The sequence below is a fragment of the Methylobacterium sp. Leaf85 genome (assembly GCF_001422125.1).
Classification (GTDB): Bacteria; Pseudomonadota; Alphaproteobacteria; order Rhizobiales; family Beijerinckiaceae; genus Methylobacterium; species Methylobacterium bullatum.
In genome coordinates this window covers 18069-33042 of sequence record NZ_LMME01000008.1, presented here as the reverse complement: position 1 = coordinate 33042, position 14974 = coordinate 18069, and the positions used below count along the sequence as shown (strand labels likewise).

13 protein-coding genes are annotated in these 14974 nt (G+C 67.0%); 5 read left to right on the top strand and 8 right to left on the bottom strand.

Going from position 1 to position 14974, the window contains the following annotated elements:
• Positions 1–3 precede the first annotated feature (3 nt).
• From odhB to gloB, 7 genes are all read right to left on the bottom strand, one after another.
• Positions 4–1332 carry a 2-oxoglutarate dehydrogenase complex dihydrolipoyllysine-residue succinyltransferase gene (gene odhB, locus ASF08_RS07255; RefSeq protein WP_056143174.1) on the bottom strand — a complete coding sequence of 443 codons (1329 nt, stop codon included), beginning with the start codon at positions 1330–1332 and terminating at the stop codon, positions 4–6.
• 57 nt (positions 1333–1389) lie between these two features.
• Positions 1390–4377 carry a 2-oxoglutarate dehydrogenase E1 component gene (locus ASF08_RS07250; protein ID WP_056143172.1) on the bottom strand — a complete coding sequence of 996 codons (2988 nt, stop codon included), beginning with the start codon at positions 4375–4377 and terminating at the stop codon, positions 1390–1392.
• A 188-nt stretch (positions 4378–4565) separates the two neighbouring features.
• Positions 4566–5450 carry a succinate--CoA ligase subunit alpha gene (sucD, locus tag ASF08_RS07245; protein ID WP_056143170.1) on the bottom strand — a complete coding sequence of 295 codons (885 nt, stop codon included), beginning with the start codon at positions 5448–5450 and terminating at the stop codon, positions 4566–4568.
• 8 nt (positions 5451–5458) lie between these two features.
• On the bottom strand, positions 5459–6655 hold the full coding sequence (gene sucC / locus ASF08_RS07240) for an ADP-forming succinate--CoA ligase subunit beta (protein WP_018045795.1): 1197 nt from the start codon (positions 6653–6655) through the stop codon (positions 5459–5461).
• Between the two features lie 112 nt (positions 6656–6767).
• Entirely contained in the window at positions 6768–7730 is a 963-nt protein-coding gene (mdh, locus tag ASF08_RS07235; RefSeq protein WP_018045796.1) for a malate dehydrogenase, read from the bottom strand.
• A gap of 290 nt (positions 7731–8020) precedes the next feature.
• Entirely contained in the window at positions 8021–8671 is a 651-nt protein-coding gene (locus ASF08_RS07230; protein ID WP_238254204.1) for a TetR family transcriptional regulator, read from the bottom strand.
• A gap of 169 nt (positions 8672–8840) precedes the next feature.
• Positions 8841–9620, bottom strand: coding sequence for a hydroxyacylglutathione hydrolase (gene gloB, locus ASF08_RS07225; protein WP_056143347.1), 780 nt, complete (start codon positions 9618–9620; stop codon positions 8841–8843).
• 185 nt (positions 9621–9805) lie between these two features.
• Between gloB and ASF08_RS07220 the strand changes: the two genes are divergently transcribed.
• The 5 genes from ASF08_RS07220 to ASF08_RS07200 all read left to right on the top strand — a co-directional run bounded on the left by ASF08_RS07220 (position 9806) and on the right by ASF08_RS07200 (position 14154).
• Positions 9806–10540 carry a class I SAM-dependent methyltransferase gene (locus tag ASF08_RS07220; RefSeq protein WP_018045799.1) on the top strand — a complete coding sequence of 245 codons (735 nt, stop codon included), beginning with the start codon at positions 9806–9808 and terminating at the stop codon, positions 10538–10540.
• Between the two features lie 32 nt (positions 10541–10572).
• Complete coding sequence (locus tag ASF08_RS07215; RefSeq protein WP_056143344.1) at positions 10573–11259, top strand: MarC family protein; 687 nt, start codon at positions 10573–10575, stop codon at positions 11257–11259.
• 84 nt (positions 11260–11343) lie between these two features.
• A complete protein-coding gene (gene dapB, locus ASF08_RS07210) occupies positions 11344–12141 on the top strand; it encodes a 4-hydroxy-tetrahydrodipicolinate reductase (RefSeq protein ID WP_056143162.1) in 798 nt (265 codons plus the stop codon).
• 105 nt (positions 12142–12246) lie between these two features.
• On the top strand, positions 12247–12885 hold the full coding sequence (locus ASF08_RS07205) for a 2,3-bisphosphoglycerate-dependent phosphoglycerate mutase (protein ID WP_056143159.1): 639 nt from the start codon (positions 12247–12249) through the stop codon (positions 12883–12885).
• 297 nt (positions 12886–13182) lie between these two features.
• Positions 13183–14154: a hypothetical protein gene (locus tag ASF08_RS07200; RefSeq protein ID WP_056143341.1), complete on the top strand. Its 972-nt coding sequence runs from the start codon at positions 13183–13185 to the stop codon at positions 14152–14154.
• Between the two features lie 63 nt (positions 14155–14217).
• Here ASF08_RS07200 and grpE read toward each other — a convergent pair whose 3' ends face one another.
• Complete coding sequence (gene grpE / locus ASF08_RS07195; RefSeq protein WP_056143153.1) at positions 14218–14814, bottom strand: nucleotide exchange factor GrpE; 597 nt, start codon at positions 14812–14814, stop codon at positions 14218–14220.
• Positions 14815–14974: the final 160 nt, after the last annotated feature.

The window sequence follows — 14974 nt, the reverse complement described above, 5'->3', positions numbered from 1 at the left end:
GGGTCAGAGATCCAGCACGAGACGTGCCGGATCCTCGAGCGCCTCCTTGACGCGCACGAGGAAGGTCACCGCCTCCTTCCCGTCGACGATGCGGTGATCGTAGGAGAGCGCGAGATACATCATCGGCCGCGCCTCGATCTTGCCGGCACGGACGACGGGACGCTCCTCGATGCGGTGCATGCCGAGGATGCCCGATTGCGGCGCGTTGAGGATCGGGGTCGACATCAACGAGCCGTAGATGCCGCCATTGGTGATGGTGAAGGTTCCGCCCTGCATCTCCTCGATGGAGAGCTTGCCGTCCCGCGCCTTCTTGCCGAACCCGGCGATCGTCTTCTCGATGCCGGCGATGGAGAGGTCGTCGGCATTGCGCACCACAGGCACGACGAGGCCCTTATCGGTGCCGACCGCGATGCCGATGTGATAGTAGTTCTTGTAGACGAGGTCGGTCCCGTCGATCTCGGCATTGACCGCGGGCACGTCCTTGAGGGCGCCGATCACCGCCTTGGTGAAAAAGCCCATGAAGCCGAGCTTGGTGCCGTGCTTCTTCTCGAAGATGTCCTTGTACTGGGAGCGGAGGGCCATGACGGCGGACATGTCGACGTCGTTGAACGTCGTCAGCATCGCCGCCGTGTCCTGGGCGTCCTTCAGGCGGCGCGCGATGGTCTGGCGCAGCTTCGTCATCTTCACGCGTTCTTCGCGCGCGGCATCGTCGGGCTTCGAGGCCGGGCGCGGCGGCGAGGGAGCCTTGGCCTGGCGGGCCGGCTCCTGAGCAGGGGCCGGAGCGGACGGCGCCTTGGAGGTCGCCTCGATCATGTCGCCCTTGGTGACGCGGCCGTCCTTGCCGGTGCCGTTCACCGTCGATGGGTCGATGCCGGATTCCCGCGCCATCTTGGCGACAGCCGGGCCGTTATCTCCCGCCGGGCGATCGGATGCCGGCGCGGCGGCGTCGCCGTGATTGCCGTAAGCAGCAGAGGATTCTTCCGCCGGCGCCTTCGCTGCCCCTTCGGGTTGTGACTTCGCCGGCTCCTCGGTGCGGGTCTCGGCCTTGGTCTCGGTCTTCTTCGGAGCGGCGGCCTTCGCGCCACCGCCGGCACCGGCCTCGACGATGGACCCCAGCAGGGCGCCGGGCTCCACGGTCTCGCCGTCCTTCGCCAGGATCTCACCGAGTTCGCCGGCGGCGGGAGCGTTGACTTCGAGGGTGACCTTGTCGGTCTCCAGCTCCACCAGGGGCTCGTCCGCCGCCACCGCGTCGCCCGGCTTCTTGAACCAGCGGCCGATGGTGGCCTCGCTCACGGATTCGCCAAGCGTGGGGACGATGATGTCGGTTGCCATGGTGTGTAGTCCGCCCGAATGGTTGGTCGTGTCGGATGAAGGGGAGTGCCGGAGGCGTCAGGCCGCCAGCGCCTCGTTGAGGAAGGCCTGGAGCTGGGCCTGATGTTTCGAGAGAAGGCCGACCGCCGTCGAAGCCGAGGCCGGGCGACCGACATAGCGGGCCCGCTTCACCTGGGACTGGGCCTGGCCGAGCACCCATTCGAGATACGGATCGACGAAGGACCAGGCGCCCATGTTCTTGGGCTCCTCCTGGCACCACACCACCTCGGCGTTGCGGAATCGCGCCATCTCGTTGGCCAGCGCCTTGAGCGGGAACGGATAGAGTTGCTCCACGCGCATCAGGTAGACGTCGGTGACGCCGCGCTTCTCGCGCTCGTCGTAGAGGTCGTAATACACCTTGCCTGAGCAGAGCACGACGCGGCGGACCTTGTCGTCCTTCACCAGCCGGACGCCGTCCTCCTCGTGCTCGGCATCGTCCCAGAGCACGCGGTGGAAGGTCGACCCTTCGGCCAGCATGTCGAGGTTCGACACCGCACGCTTGTGGCGCAGGAGCGATTTCGGGGTCATCAGCACCAGTGGCTTGCGGAACTCGCGGTTCAGCTGTCGGCGCAGGATGTGGAAGTAGTTCGAGGGCGTGGTGCAGTTGGCGACCTGCATGTTGTCCTCGGCGCACATCTGCAGGAAGCGCTCGAGGCGCGCGGAGGAATGCTCCGGCCCCTGGCCCTCGTAGCCGTGCGGCAGCAGCAGCGTCAGGCCGGACATGCGCAGCCACTTGCGCTCACCGGATGAGATGAACTGGTCGATGACCACCTGCGCGCCGTTGGCGAAGTCGCCGAACTGCGCCTCCCACAGCACCAGGGCGTTGGGCTCGGCCAGGGAGTAGCCGTATTCGAAGCCGAGCACGGCCTCCTCGGAGAGCATCGAGTTGATGACCTCGAGATTCGCTTGGCCCTCGCGGATCGAGTTCAGCGAGGTGTAGCGCTGCTCGTTCTCCTGATCGATCACGACGGCGTGGCGCTGCGAGAAGGTCCCGCGCTCCACGTCCTGGCCGGACAGCCGGACCCGGTGACCGTCGATGAGGAGCGATCCGATGGCCAGAGCCTCGGCGGTCGCCCAATCGATGCCCTTGCCCGTCTCGACCGCCTTGGCGCGGTTGTCGAAGAAGCGCTGGATGGTGCGGTGGAGATGGAAGCCCGGCGGCGGCGTGGTGATGCGCTGGGCGATCTCACGCAGGGTGTCGGCGGGCACGCCGGTCTTGCCGCGGCGCGGATCGTCCACGTCTTCGCGCACCGCCTTGAAGCCGGACCAGCGACCGTCGAGCCAATCGGCCTTGTTGGCCTTGTAGTTGCCAGCGACCTCCAGCTCCCCGTCGAGCATGGCGCGGAATTCGGCCTTGCGCGTGTCGAACTGCTCCTGCGTCAGCACGCCTTCGGCGATGAGCCTCTTGGCATAGGTCTCCAGCGCCGTCGGGTGCTTGCGGATGCGCTGATACATCTTCGGCTGGGTGAAGGCCGGCTCGTCGCCCTCGTTATGGCCGAAGCGACGGTAGCACAGCATGTCGATGACGACGGGCTTGCCGAACTTCTGGCGGTACTCGATGGCGATCTTGGCCGCGAAGGTCACGGCCTCCGGGTCGTCGCCGTTGCAGTGGAAGATCGGCGCCTCCACCATCTTGGCGACGTCCGACGGATAGGGCGACGAACGCGAGAAGCGCGGATCGGTGGTGAAGCCGATCTGATTGTTGATGATGAAGTGGATCGAGCCGCCGGTGCGGTGTCCTTTCAGGCCCGACAGGCCGAGGCACTCCGCCACCACGCCCTGGCCGGCGAAGGCCGCGTCGCCATGGATGAGAAGCGGCACGACGCTGGTGCGCTGCACGTTCGGCTTGGCCCGCTGGTCCTGCTTGGCACGGACCTTACCCAGCACCACCGGATCGACGATCTCGAGATGGGACGGGTTGGCGGTCAGCGAGAGGTGGACGTTGTTGTCATCGAACGTGCGGTCCGACGAGGCACCGAGATGGTACTTCACGTCGCCCGAGCCCTCGACCTCGGCGGGCGAGGCCGAGCCGCCCTTGAACTCGTTGAAGATCGCGCGGAACGGCTTCGACATGACGTTCGAGAGCACGTTGAGCCGGCCGCGATGGGCCATGCCGAGAACGATCTCCTTGGCGCCCAGCGCGCCGCCGCGCTTGATGATCTGCTCCAGCGCCGGGATCATCGATTCCGAGCCGTCGAGACCGAAGCGCTTGGTGCCGGTGTATTTGAGGTCGAGGAACTTCTCGAAGCCCTCCGCTTCCACCAGCTTGTTCAGGATCGCGCGCCGGCCCTCGGGCGTGAAGGAGATCTCCTTGCCCTTGCCCTCGATGCGCTCCTGAATCCACGCCTTCTCCTCCGGGTTGGAGATGTGCATGAATTCGACGCCGAGAGTCTGGCAGTAGGTGCGCTCCAGGATCTCGACGATCTCGCGGATGGTCGAATATTGCAGGCCGAGCACGTTATCGAGGAAGATCGGACGGTCCCAATCCTTCTCCTCGAACCCGTAATGCTGGGGATGCAACTCCTCGTGGTCGCCGCGCGGGGCGAGCCCGAGGGGATCGAGCTTGGCGTGGAGATGGCCGCGCATGCGGTAGGCGCGGATCAACATGATCGCGCGGACGGAATCCTTGGTGGCCTGCTCCACCGATACGCCGCTGGCGGCGACCACCGCCGCGCCGTTGGCGACCTTGGCGCCATCGAGCTTGGCGGTGTCCGATTTCGCGCGGATCTTGTCGCCCACCGCCTTCTCGACCGTGGCCCAATTACCGTCGAGGGCCGAGACCATCTCGCCATTGGCATGAACCGGCCAGTTCGGCTTCTGCCAGGAGGCACCCGCGGCGTTCTTCTCGGCAAGGCCGCTCTCGTCACCGAGGGATTTGAAGAAATCCTGCCACTGCTGATCGACCGAATGCGGATCACGGGCATAGGCCGCCTGCAATTCCTCGAGATAGGCGGCATTGCCACCGGTGAGGAACGAGGTTTCGAGAAGCGCGTCCTGGCGGGCCATCGTCGATCATCCTACCGCTTTTGTCGGGGAAGCCGCCCCTGCGGCCCGCCCCTGCTCCCCCCCGTGGCGCCGATGGGCGCTTCGATGGGGATGTCCGAGTCGACGCGGCGATCAGGCCGCGTCGCTTCCTAGATAGAGGCTGCGGGACGATTTTGCACCGCAACACAAGTGACAGATTCCCGTCAGCCTCAACCCTTGAGGACGTCGACGAGGGTGCTGCCGAGGCGTGCCGGCGAGGGCGAAACTCGGATGCCGGCGGCTTCCATCGCCGCGATTTTGTCCTCGGCGCCCCCCTTGCCGCCGGAGATGATGGCGCCGGCATGGCCCATGCGGCGGCCGGGCGGGGCCGTGCGGCCGGCGATGAAGCCGACCATGGGTTTCTTGCGGCCGCGCCTGGCTTCGTCGGCGATGAACTGCGCCGCCTCTTCCTCGGCGGAACCGCCGATCTCGCCGATCATCACGATCGACTCGGTCTTGTCGTCGGCGAGGAACAGTTCGAGCATCGAGATGAACTCGGTGCCCTTCACCGGATCGCCGCCGATGCCCACCGCCGTGGTCTGGCCGAGACCGGCATTCGAGGTCTGGAACACGGCCTCGTAGGTCAGCGTGCCGGAGCGCGAGACGATGCCCACCGAGCCGCGCTTGAAGATGTTGGCCGGCATGATGCCGATCTTGCACTCGCCGGCGGTGACAACGCCGGGGCAGTTCGGCCCGATGAGGCGCGACTTCGAGCCCTCCAGCGACCGCTTCACCCGCACCATGTCGAGGACCGGAATCCCCTCCGTGATGCAGACGATGAGCGGGATTTCCGCCTGGATCGCCTCGCAGATGGCATCGGCGGCACCGGGCGGGGGTACATAGACGACCGATGCCGTCGCGCCGGTCGCCTCGCGGGCTTCGGCAACGGTGTCGAAGACCGGGAGGCCGAGATGGCTCGCGCCGCCCTTACCCGGTGAGGTGCCGCCGACCATCTTGGTGCCGTAGGCGATGGCCTGCTCGGAGTGGAAGGTCCCGTTCTTGCCGGTGAAGCCCTGGCAGATGACCTTGGTGTTCGCGTCGATCAGGATGGACATGGGTACTCTCAGCCCTTCTTCACGGCGGCGACGATCTTCTGCGCGGCATCGTCGAGGTCGTCGGCGGGGATCACGTTGAGGCCGGAATTCCGGATGATCTCCTTGCCCTTCTCGACGTTGGTGCCCTCCAGTCGCACCACCAGGGGTACTTCGAGGCCCACCGTCTTCACCGCGGCGATCACGCCGTTGGCGATCACGTCGCACTTCATGATCCCGCCGAAGATGTTGACGAGGATGCCCTTCACCTGCGGATCGGCGGTGATGATCTTGAACGCCGCCGTCACCTTCTCCTCGCTCGCGCCGCCGCCGACATCGAGGAAGTTCGCCGGCTCCTCACCGTAGAGCTTGATGATGTCCAGCGTCGCCATGGCCAGGCCCGCGCCATTGACCATGCAGCCGATGGTGCCATCCAGCGCGATGTAGGCGAGGTCGTATTTCGACGCCTCGATCTCCTTGGCGTCCTCCTCGGTCTCGTCGCGGAGCGCCACGATGTCCGGATGACGGTACAGCGCGTTCGAATCGAACGAGATCTTGGCGTCCAGGCATTTGAGATGGCCGTCGCCGGTGAGCACCAGCGGGTTGATCTCCAGCATGCTCATGTCCTTGGCGGTGAAAGCCGCGTAGAGCTTGGTGGTGAGGTCGCCGGCTTCCTTGGCCTGCGCGCCGGTGAGGCCGAGAGCCTTGGCGACGGCCCGGCCGTGATGCGGCATGATCCCGGTGGCAGGATCGACCGAGAAGGTGATGATCTTCTCGGGCGTGTCGTGCGCCACGGTCTCGATATCCATGCCGCCTTCCGTGGAGACGACGAAGGCGACCCGTCCGGTCTCGCGGTCGACGAGCATCGACAGGTAGAACTCGGCGGCGATCTGCGCGCCTTCTTCGATGTAGAGGCGGTTGACCTGCTTGCCGGCCTCGCCGGTCTGGATCGTGACCAGCGTCTGGCCCAGCATTTCGCCGGCAAACTGCTTGACCTCGTCGATGGACTTGGTGACGCGCACGCCGCCCTTGGCACCGGCGGGCGCGCCCTTGAAGGTGCCCTTGCCACGTCCACCCGCATGGATCTGCGACTTCACCACCCAGACCGGACCGCCCAGTTCCTTGGCGGCTGCCTCGGCCTCTTCCGGCTTGAAGATCGGCACGCCGCGGGAGACGGGCAGGCCGAACTCCTTGAGCACCGCCTTCGCCTGATATTCATGGATGTTCATTAGGACATTTCCTCGCCTCGTCCCGCGGCAACGCGGGATTGGAAGACACGACACACCGGCCTCGTTCACGCCGACGGGAAACCCGCCGACGCGCGACGCTTCTTGTGAGATTTCAGGCCAGCGCCGGGTTCACGGTCTTGCAGGCTTCGATCAGGGTCTTCACGGCGCCCACCGACTTGTCGAACATGGCCTTCTCGTCGGCGTTGAATTCCACCTCAAGGACGCGCTCGACACCGCCGGCACCAATCACGATCGGGACGCCGACATACATGCCGTCGATGCCGTACTCGCCGCTGAGATAGGCGGCGCAGGGCAGCACCCGGCGCTTGTCGCGCAGGTAGCTCTCGGCCATGGCGATGGCGGAGGCGGCCGGGGCGTAGAAGGCCGAGCCGGTCTTGAGCAGGTTCACGATCTCGCCGCCGCCCTTCCGGGTCCGCTCGACCATGGCGTCGAGCTTCTCCTGGGTCGTCCAGCCGAGCTTGACGAGGTCCGGCAGCGGCACGCCGGCCACGGTGGAGTAGCGCACCAGCGGGACCATGTCGTCGCCGTGGCCGCCGAGCACGAAGGCGGTAACATCCTCCACCGAGACCTTGAACTCGTCGGCCAGGAAGTGGCGGAAGCGCGCCGAATCGAGCACGCCGGCCATGCCGACGACCTTGTTGGTGGGCAGGCCCGAGAACTTCTGCAGGGCCCAGACCATGGCGTCGAGCGGGTTGGTGATGCAGATCACGAACGCGTCCGGAGCGTGCTCCTTGATGCCGGTACCGACGGCTTCCATTACCTTGAGGTTGATACCGATCAGGTCGTCGCGGCTCATGCCGGGCTTACGTGGCACGCCTGCGGTGACGATCACCACGTCGGCCCCGGCAATGGCCGAATAATCGCTGGCGCCCGTATAGGTGGCATCGAACCCGTCGACCGGAGCGGATTCCGCGATGTCGAGGGATTTGCCCTGGGGAACGCCATCGACGATGTCGAACAGGACGACGTCGCCGAGTTCCTTCAGGCCCGCCAGATGCGCGAGGGTTCCGCCGATCTGCCCGGCGCCGATGAGCGCGATCTTGCTGCGTGCCATGGAAAACGAACCTCCAGTATCGGTGCCGATCCGCGATGCTCCGTCCGAACGGACGGGCTGATTGTCGAGGTCGCGATCGCACGTTGATTTCGCCGCGACGGTGTGGCGGAAAAGTCCCCATGCTTCAACCCGACGTGGTCGGCGCCAAGCAGAGTTCGGGCCAGAGGCGGATCGGGCCGAACGAAGACGGCCGAGATAAAATCCTGTTGGTCGAAGGATTTAGGCGGCCGAAGCTCCCGCCGGTTCGACGGCAAAGCTTCGGTGACAGGCTGAGATAATTGTCACTTTGCCTAAAGTGCGCCCATCCGCAGCACTTTCTGGATGGCCTGGATCACGGCGCCGAAGCGTGCCTGAATCAGGTCGACGGGCAGGTCGGAATCGTGCTGCATCGCCAGCGGATGGGTGAACCGGTAGCTCGCGTCGAAGATGTAGGCGATCGCCCGTTCGCGGTCCCGGGCTACGAAGGCGCCCGCCGCGATCCCCTCCTCCACCACCCGTTCGACCAGGCTGCGCAGGCGCACCCGATGACGCCGGGCGATGGGCCGTGCCGCAACTGTCGCATCGAGATGAACCGCGAACAAGTTAGGCTCCCGCGCCAGCACCTCGCGCTGAGCGCTCGCCAGGGCCATCAGCAGGCGCTCGATCTTGTCGTCGGCGGGGTCGGGCGCATCGGCGATGCGGGCGAGTTCCGCTTCCACATCCCGGAGCCAGCGCCCTGCGACGGCATCGAGCAGGGCGTCCTTGGAAGGAAAATATCGGTAGACGTTGGCGTGGGTCATGCCGGCTTCGGCGGCCACGGCCACGACCGTCACCCGTTTGTGCCCGAGGCGCGCCAAGTGTTCCGTCGCAATCGCGAGGAGGCGGGCATCCACCGAGAGCGGTGCGGGGCTGGACCGGCCAATTCGGGCCTTGGACCTGTCGGGTGGACGAAGACCCATCATGGGTGAAGCATCATCGCTGCCGGCCGAATCATAGCCGACCACAAAGGACGTACCTGCCGTCTCCATCGATACTCCAGCCGGCGCTGATAAGGAGGGCGGGCCGTATCCGGAGTCGGCGTCGCCCCCGCTCGTCTCGCTGAGTCCGAGACAGCAAGAGGGCCATAGCCGGTCAGAAGCTGTTCTTCCAGGCCCTTAATGCAGTGAACACTACCTCAGCGGGTGAATTAGGCGAAAGATTCACTGCTTTAGCCAAAGCGGGCTCCGTGGAACGGAGGAATGGATTGGTCGCCCGCTCGTGTTTCATCGTCGTCGGAACGAGAAAGCGGCCGGCTGCCTTGGCCTCCTCAGCCTGCGCCATGCGATCCCTCAACGACTGGTTGTCGGGATCGGCGGCGAGGGCGAAACGGGCGTTGGCGAGGACGTAATCGTGGCCGCTGAAGACCTGGGTGTCGTCGGGCAGGAGAAGAAACCGCTCGAGCGAGTGCCACAGCGATTCGGGGCGGCCCTCCAGCACCCGTCCGCAGCCGAGGGTGAACAGAGTGTCGCCGGCGCACACGATCCCCGCCTCCGCGAACCAGTAGGTGACGTGGTCGAGGCAATGGCCGGGCGTCTCCCAGACTTCGGCTTCGAGGTCGCCAACCCTGACGAGATCCCCCTCGGCGACGGAGACGTCCACCTCCGGCACGTCCGGGCCCGCCTTGCGCGGAGCGGTCACCCTCGCACCCGTGCGCCGCTTCACCTCCGGAATCCCCTCCACATGGTCGAGATGCCGGTGCGTCACGAGGATATCCGTGAGAGTCCAGCCCGTCTCGTCGAGGGCCTTCAGCACGGGAGCCGCCTCGGGCAGGTCGATGGCGGCGCAGGCTCCGGTCGCGGGGTCGCGGATCAGCACGCCGATGTTGTCGCTGCGGCAGAGGAAGGTGCGGATCTCGGGGCGGGAGACGGTCACGAGGCGTTCCTGTCTGTGGCGCGGGTCGCTCGCGGAAGAACCGGACGCGGCGGCGAGGAGTTCCGCCCTCCGCGGCATGCCGGCTTGTGGGCGAACGGTCTCGTCCCCATTGATCCGATTCCGACCCTGCGTCAAAGAACCCTGCAACCTCGACAACGTCCGGCCGCGCCGGAGCAAGCCGCCCCATGCGCCTCGACGTGACCGATCTGCGCGCCTTCTATGCCAGCCCGCTGGGCGGTGTGACCCATCGCATCGTCGGGCGGGCGATCCATGGGTTCCTCGGCTCGGTCTCGGGCCTGAGGGTTCTCGGCCTCGGCTATGCGACGCCCTATCTCGGGCCGGTCCACGTGATCGCCGAGCGCACCCTCGCCTTCATGCCGGCGACCCAGGGCGTCGTGAACTGGCCCGGCGGCGGACGATCCTGCTCGGCCCTCGCCGACCCGACCATGATGCCCCTGCCGGAAGCGGCGGTGGACAGGGTGATCCTGGTCCACGCCCTCGAATCGGTGGAGAGCCCCACCGAATTGCTGCAGGACGTCTGGCGAGTGCTGACGCCCGGCGGGCGGATGATCCTCGTCGTGCCCAATCGGCGCGGGGTCTGGGCCCGCCGCGATACGACGCCGTTCGGCCACGGCCAGCCCTACAGCCGCTCCCAGCTCGGACGGCTGATGCGGACCACCCAGTTCTCGCCGGAAGGATGGGCCGAGGCCCTCTACATGCCTCCGGTGAACAGCCGGCTCTGGCTGAGGACGGCCGGCGCCTGGGAGAAGGTCGGCACCGGCCTCTCCCTCCCCTTCGCAGGCCTCCACGTCATCGACGCCACGAAGCAACTCTACCGTCCGGTGGCGGTCCGTCAGGTGCAACGGGCCGCCCGCTTCGCTCCGGCGAGGGTCCTCGTTCCCACCCCTTCTCCGGGTTGAACCCGAACACCCGCTTCAAGGCATTCGCTTCCATGTTCAGCCTCATCGACCCGGAGGCGGCGCTCCACAGCTTCGTCTTCGCCTTCTCCAGCCTGTTCTCGATCGTCAACCCGGTGGGCTCGGCGCTGATCTTCTCACAGATCACCGCCCAGAACTCGCATCAGGAGCGGGTGGAGATCGCCAAGCGCATCGGCTTCTACTCCGCCTTGATCATGCTAGCTGCACTATGGGCGGGGGCGCCGATCCTGAACTTCTTCGGGGTGTCCCTGGGTGCGCTGCGGATCGCCGGCGGCCTCGTGGTCGCGGCCTCCGCCTGGACGCTGCTCAGCGCACCCGAGGTCCGCGAGGCCCGGAAACATGCCGAGGCGACCCATGACACCACCGACAGCGTCGCCGACGTGGCGTTCTTCCCCCTGACCCTGCCCTTCACCACCGGCCCCGGCACCATCGCGGTAGCGATCGCCCTGGGGTCGAACCGGCCCGCTCCCGGCCCCGACCGCATCGGCTTCTATCTCGGCATGTCGCTGGCGGCCCTCGCCCTCGCGATCCTGGTGAGATTCACCTACGGGTCGGCCGACAGGGTGGTGACGGCCATCGGTCCGGTGGGAGCGCGGGTCCTCGGCCGGCTCTTCGCCTTCCTGCTGCTGTGCATCGGAACTCAGATCACCGTGAACGGCGTCGGCGACGTGCTCGGACCGATCCTCGCCACGAGACACTGAGCTTTCACCCCTCATCCCCCTCGCCTTGGCATAGGCCGGCCGAGGCTGTACCGCAGGCGCGACGTTTCGAGGAAGGGCGACAGGATGCGGCTCGCAGTGGTCGGCGCCGGGGGGCGCATGGGGCGGATGCTGATCCGGGCGGTGGCGGAAGCCGAGGGATGCACCCTGAGCGGCGTCATCGCGCGCGAAGGTTCGCCGGCCCTCGGCCAGGATGCGGGGGCGCTGGCCGGCCTGCCGCCCCTCGGCGTCGCCGTCTCCGACGATCCGCTCACGGTCTTTGCCGCCACCGACGGCGTCCTCGACTTCACCACGCCGGCGGCCACGACGTTCTTTGCCGAACTCGCCGCCCAGGCCCGCATCGTCCACGTCGTCGGCACCACCGGCCTCGCCGACGCGGACATCGCCAAGCTCATTGCGGCGGCGCACCATGCCCGCATCGTGCGTTCGGGCAACATGTCGCTGGGCGTGAACCTGCTCGCCGGGCTAGTCCGCAAGGTCGCCGCGGCTTTGGGCGAGGATTTCGACATCGAAATCGTCGAGATGCATCACCGCATGAAGGTGGACGCGCCCTCCGGCACGGCGCTCCTCCTCGGGGAGGCGGCCGCGGAGGGGCGCGGCGTCAGCCTCGCCGAGACCCGCGTCTCCACCCGTGACGGCCATACAGGCGCGCGGCGTCCCGGCGATATCGGCTTTGCCACCCTGCGCGGCGGCACGGTGGTGGGCGACCACAGCGTGACCTTCGCCGGCCCCGGCGAGCGCATCACCATCAGCCACCATGCCGAGGATCGCGCGATCTTCGCCCGTGGCGCCGTGCGGGCGGCGTTGTGGGCCCATGACAAACCTCCGGGCCTCTATGGCATGGCCGACGTCCTCGGGCTCTGATACGAGCGCCCGGTCATTGACTGTTCAGGTCGGCCGGTACACCAGCCCCGCAGGCGCAGATTCTGTTGCGTCGCACCATTCACCGAGAAATAGGATGGACGTCCGATGGAGCGCCTGCTCGTCCTCGCTCGCCACGGCCAGAGCGAATGGAACCTCAAGAAGCTTTTCACCGGCTGGCGCGATCCGCAACTCACCGAGCTCGGCATCACCGAGGCCAGGACCGCCGGCCGCTGGCTGAAGCAGCAGGGCTATGCGTTCGATGTCGCCTTCACCTCCAACCTGCAGCGGGCGCAGCATACCTGCGCGCTGATTCTGGAGGAGATGGGCCAGGGCGGCATCGAGACGGTCCGGTCCGAGGCGCTCAACGAGCGCGATTACGGCGACCTGTCGGGCCTCAACAAGGACGATGCCCGTGAGCGCTGGGGCGACGCCCAGGTCCACCAGTGGCGCCGGTCCTACGACATTCCGCCCCCCGGCGGGGAAAGCCTGAAAGACACCGCGGCGCGCGTGCTGCCCTATTACATCCAGACCATCCTGCCGCGCGTGATGGCCGGCGAGCGCGTCCTGGTGGCCGCCCACGGCAATTCGCTGCGCGCGCTCGTGATGGTGCTCGACGGCATGACCACGAAGACCATCGCCAGCCTCGAGATCGCCACCGGCATCCCGCTCGTCTACCAGCTCAAATCCGACACCACGGTGGAGAGCAAGGCCGTGCTCGAGAGGGACATCGACCACGACGCCTGAATGCAAAGTGCGGCGAAGGCCGCGCCGGGCATCGGTGCGTAGTTCGGGAACGGACATCCGGAACGCCTCTGTGCCCTCCCTCCCTCATCCGGGAGACGCGGGGCCAGCGGCGTGGAGCCACGGCCCGGTCGCGGGGCGACCGCAACGCTTGACAGCGGGAAGGCGTGGGCCGACCCATCGTCGGCGAGCCTTCCTCACGGAGGCCGCGCGAGCCCTTCGCCTTGAACGGAGACGTCTCGCATTCGAACACATGGCCCGGAGCCGCGAGAGGCGGCTCCGTCGCGGAGAATGGATCCGATGCGTCTGCGTAATCTCGTCCGTCCGGTCGTGGCACTGGCCCTGATCGCCGGGCTCTCGTCGGGCGCCATCTCCGTGGCCTGGGCCGCCGATGCGATCTTCCCGCCGAGTTCGCGCTTCGGCTTCACGCCGGCCTCGGACATGGCGCTGTCCAAGCGGTTCTCGGGATTCGAGCGGCTGGAAGGCGGCGCGACGCTCTCCATCGTCGAACTGCCGTCGACGGCCTTCGTCGACCTGGAGAAGAGCTTCACCGACGAGAACCTGCGCACGCAGGGGTTCGTCGTCGCGACGCGCGAGGCCATCAAGGTCGCGGGCGACGTGGACGCGGTACTCTTCACGGGAGAGCAGCCGGCTCCGGAGGGCGCGGCCACCCCGGCCATCAAGAAATGGCTCCTGCTCGTCGGCGACACCACGGTCACGGGCATCATCATCGCCCAGACCGTGCCGGATGCCGAGACGCCGGAAACCATGCGGAACATGCTGACCAGCGTGAAGATCCGGCCGGAACTCACCCTCGACGAGCAGGTCGCGGCCCTGCCGTTCCGCATTCGCGAGTCGGCCGGGTTCCGGCCCGTCCGGGTGCTCGCGGGTAATTCGGTCCTGATGACGCAAGGCCCGAAGGACCAGATGCTGAATCTCGAACAGCCCATCCTGGTCCTGGCCCAGGCCGTCCAGCAGCCGCCGCAGCCGGAACAGCGCGATGCCTTCGCCCGCGCCGCGCTCTATTCGAACCAGACGATGAAGGATTTCGCGGTCGAGCGCTCGCAGACCTACCGCCAGAACGGCGTCGACTGGCACGAGATCGTCGCCCGCGCGGTCGACGGCCCTTCGAACACGCCGGTGGTGGTGTCCCAGACAATCCGCTTCGCGCCGGACGGCTACCTCCGCGCGCTCGGCGTGGTGAGGGCCGACCAGCGCAGTGCCATGCTGTCGAAGTTCCGGGAGGTCATCGACAGCGTCGAGGTGAAGTAACGGCCTCGTCGCCTCGTCGCGGATTCATCAACCGGGACGAGGCCATTCGTTCGGGCGGATGCCTCAGGCGGCATCCGCAGGATTGGCCGCCGCCTTGGGTCCGCCCTTGGCGACACCCACGAGGGCCGGGCGCAGGACCCGGTCGCCGATGACGTAGCCGGACTGCATCACCTGCACCACCGTGCCGTTCGGGACCTCGGCATTGGGGACTTCGAACATCGCCTGATGCCGGTTGGGATCGAAGCGCTGGCCCTGAGGCTCGATGAGTTTCACCCCGTGCCGCTCCAGGGTCTTGGCGAGATCGCGCTCGGTGAGCTCGATCCCGTCGATCAGCGCCTTGAGCGGACCCTCGGCGGTGGAGGCGGCCTCCGCCGGCACGCTCTCCAGCGCACGACGGATGTTGTCGGCCGCGTTCAGCATGTCGCGCGCGAAATTCGTGACCGCATAGGTCCGCGCATCGGCGACCTCGCGCTCGGTGCGCCGGCGCAGGTTCTCCATTTCGGCCAAGGTGCGCAGGACGCGATCCTTCAGCTCGTCGCGCTCGGTGATCAGGCTCGCCAAGGCGACGGCGTTGTCCTCCGCGCGCGCCTCGGGCTTCACGTCGGTCTCCGGCGCCGTCTCGGCGCGCTGCCCGTCATGCTCCATGTCGTTCGCCATCATCGCTCTTCGTCGATCGCAAGGTTGCTCGCCCCGCGCCAGTCGCCGGTCTCTGTCGCCGGAGACCGTCGGCACGCGGTCGATCGGAATGGGGCCGGGCCACGGCGCCGAGAACCCGCTCGACGGGGTTCGGCACCATGCTCCGGGATCGCAGCTGATATCA